Origin of the sequence: Bradyrhizobium iriomotense, from assembly GCF_030160715.1 — a bacterium.
Lineage (GTDB): Bacteria > Pseudomonadota > Alphaproteobacteria > Rhizobiales > Xanthobacteraceae > Bradyrhizobium > Bradyrhizobium iriomotense.
In genome coordinates, this window is the sequence record NZ_BSOW01000092.1 from 1 (window position 1) to 3,039 (window position 3,039).

The 3,039-nt window shown below is 63.8% G+C and carries 3 protein-coding genes; all 3 read right to left on the reverse strand.

Annotated features, from left to right (window positions below; all coding sequences use genetic code 11):
* Nucleotides 1-94: 94 nt before the first annotated feature.
* Genes QQL28_RS45465 through QQL28_RS45475 form a run of 3 tightly spaced genes read right to left on the reverse strand, consistent with a single transcriptional unit; the run spans nucleotide 95 to nucleotide 2,809 of the window.
* On the reverse strand, nucleotides 95-802 hold the full coding sequence (locus tag QQL28_RS45465; protein ID WP_284276374.1) for a hypothetical protein: 708 nt from the start codon (nucleotides 800-802) through the stop codon (nucleotides 95-97).
* Nucleotides 799-1,965, reverse strand: coding sequence for an ERF family protein (locus QQL28_RS45470; protein WP_284276376.1), 1,167 nt, complete (start codon nucleotides 1,963-1,965; stop codon nucleotides 799-801). Before QQL28_RS45470 ends, QQL28_RS45465 begins: the two co-directional genes overlap by 4 nt.
* Nucleotides 1,949-2,809: a YqaJ viral recombinase family protein gene (locus QQL28_RS45475; protein WP_284276378.1), complete on the reverse strand. Its 861-nt coding sequence runs from the start codon at nucleotides 2,807-2,809 to the stop codon at nucleotides 1,949-1,951. The genes QQL28_RS45470 and QQL28_RS45475 overlap by 17 nt, the downstream gene beginning before the upstream one ends.
* Nucleotides 2,810-3,039 lie beyond the last annotated feature (230 nt).

The window sequence follows — 3,039 nt, forward strand, 5'->3', positions numbered from 1 at the left end:
CCCATCCATGCTGGCCTCCTTCCAGCCAGCATGGTGAATCAGAAACGGGCTGATTTGGGAATCCCAAATCGATTCAACCTAACCCCATCCCGCTCTAATCCTCGTTTTCTGAGTGCTCAGATGATGCACGGCCAGCCGACCCAGTCGGCTCGTAACGCCGGCAGTTGTCGCCACGACGGGTTTGGGCAGTTCGCCGATCAAAGTTACGGTAGCGATCTACTGACCTTTCAGATCCGCCGCGCAGGGATCTATCCACAACGCGTTGGGTCCGAAGCTCGCGGAGCAGCAGCATGCGCTTGGTTTGTGCGGCATTGAGCAAACCTTCGAACAGCAGAAACACCTCGCGCGCCTGCACGTAGACTTCCGTGGTGATGGCGTGCTGATCGAAGCCACAGGACGCAAGGCGCGTGTCGATTTCGGTGGTCGCAATTGGATCGATCCGCCAGCTCAGGGCGTTTTGCAGCGTGTAGTACTCGGCATCGTCTTGGAATTCGGGAGCAATACCGATCAGATCGATACGCCGTAGGGCTGCCTCAATCGCCCTTTGGCGATAGGTCTCAAGAAGCTTGTGACGCAACAGGCGATAGCGTTGGATCTCCCACGATAGTTCGGCGACATCGATTGCGAGCAGCCATTCGATGGCGGATCGAGGTGCGAGATCGGCAAAGATCGCCTGCCGCAGCATCTGGTAGTGCTCGAGGCTCTCGCCCGGCAGCAGCAAAGGCGGCGGTGCCAACGCCTCAAACTCGACTGGCAGCGCGGTCGCGGTGAGCTGGTGCGTGGTAGGCAGCGGCCGGTTCATGGTGAGGCCCCCGAGCCAAGATGGGTCGGGAGAGCCGGGCTCGCGATTCCAGCGTTAGCTTGATCGTGGACGGGACTTGCCGCCCACAGCTCCTGCGCTATAGGCAGGGGCGTGATCTGCAAGTTGGCCCACCAGGCCCGCTCGTTGCCGTGCCGGTGCAGCTCGTGGTGATGAGTGCGGCACAGCGGCACCGTGAACTCGTCGCTGACCTTGCGGCCGAGTGCCCTGGGTTGCGCGAACTTCAGATGATGGGCATCGCACGGGGCTTGCTGGCAAACGAGGCAGGGTTGCTCGCGGACAAACAGCAGGTGGACCTTGCTGCGCTTGCGGGGCGGCTCCTTGGGATGGGCGAGCCCAGACTCGGGGATAGGTGGCAGAGCTGGCTGCAGCGCGGCCTCGGTGTCCACTGCAGCTGTCCCGGGCGGCTCTGGCGACACGCCTAGGGTGGGCACTGGGTCGGCCATGGGACGGGCGGCGTCCTCAAGCTTGCTCTGGTAGGCAGCCTCGACGCGCCGGGCGTCCGGCTCCAGCAGGGTGTTCTTGAGCGGTAGGGTGGCTTTGGCCCAGGCGAGCAGATCATTGCCGGTGGGCAGAGTTGCCAGCTGGCGCAACAGCTGCTCCCGAAGCTCAGCGGATTGTGGCGGCCCCAGCACTGGCGCACGGTTGAGAACTCCCTTGGCCGGCCTGGGTTTGACGTTGGGCGGCGCTTGCGGCTCTGCGCCCGGCGGGCCGGCGACCGTATCCGGCGCGTCGAGATCATCCTCGCCGGCAATTCCGACCAGCGCGAACAGGGCATAGCGGCGCGCATAGGTCAGCGCCGCGCCCATGCGGTGCGGCGCCTCGACGTCCTTGATGGCGCAGACGGGCCAGTCCGAGGAGATCCATTCGCCGGAGGAATGAGCCAAGAGGGTGGTGAGGTGGATGTGGCTTGTCGTGGCATCGATCCGGGTGGTCTGGATGGTGGCGATCTCCTGCTGACTCAGGGTCTTGCGCACGATCTCAAGACCCGAGGCCAGTGAGGCGTAGCGGAAGGTCCGGTCGTCATCGCGCAGAAATGGCGAGCGGATCATCGCGGTCAGGGTCTTTTCCGGGTTGGTCAGTTCAGCCTGCGCGCGGGCCAGGGCGGCTGCGATCGCGCCGATATGCTCACTGGCTTGGTGCATGGACGTCCTCCACCTCAACCGGATCAAAGCTGATCGCGCCGGCCTTGGAGCGCTTGGCGCGAACGCCGTGGCCGATCGCTTCCTTAGCATCCTCGGGCAAGAGCTTTTTGAGCTCGGCCTTGGCGAGTTCGTGCTCGCCATGGGACGCGCGGGTGCGCAGGTAGGACGCCGCGTAGTCGGCCCACAGATTGGAGGAGGTCATGTCGACGACCTTGACGGCGGCGAGCCGCGGGCGCGGCGTCTCGATGCTGAACAGGGCGGGCGGCTCGCCGCTTTGCACGCAGCGCCAGAACTTCTTTTCGGCGGTTAGCAGCAGGTGCTGGTACAGCGGATCGGCATGCAGGGTGATCTCGACCCATTTGCCGCCGCCGGTGACGATGGACAGCACCGACGAGCGGGCCGCGACGACCCACATGTTGTGCTGCAGCTGCGCCATGTGCTTCTCGGCCGCGGCCTCTTCGGTAAAGGCCCAGGGCAGCATGAACTTGGCTTCGAACACCGCGCCGGTCTGTTCGACGATGCCATCGAGGGTAGCCGCCATCCAGCGGTGGACGGGATGCCGAACCCGCTTCTGGATGTCGGTGATGGCCTGTCCGGTGCAGCGCTGGTACCAGGTCCGGTTAAGATTCTCGGTGGCGATGCCGAGCTGCACGACCAGATTCTGCGCAAAATCCTGCGGCGCGATCTCGCCGCGCTTTTCCCGCCACAGGCGCGTGAGCGCCTCCTGGTCATCGCCCATGATGATGCGGGCATCCGAGCCGCCGATGAAGGCCCGCCGGTCGTTGGGGGCGAACTTGATGACGGAATGCGCCGCCTCGGCGCCATGGGCTGCGATCGTTGCCACCGGTACCTCCTTAAGTTGATGCGGCCTGCCGCCGCACCAGCAAAAGCCCCGGACCTGCGGGGTGAGATACCGGGGCCATCGGTTGCGCCCGGGTTTGATTCAGTAACGCTCCTTTTGCCGCAGAATGCCAGTTCTTTTGCAGCAAGTTTGTTGCTCTTTTAGGTCAGAAAAACCTTGAATTTACAAGATGTTGGAGCGAACCTTTCGGTGCCGCGATGAGCGATAGCCAA

Bases quoted from the DNA above. Each gene is read 5' to 3' on its own strand.
- QQL28_RS45465 (WP_284276374.1), bottom strand. From the start codon at position 802: ATGAACCGGCCGCTGCCTACCACGCACCAGCTCACCGCGACCGCGCTG.
- QQL28_RS45470 (WP_284276376.1), bottom strand. From the start codon at position 1,965: ATGCACCAAGCCAGTGAGCATATCGGCGCGATCGCAGCCGCCCTGGCC.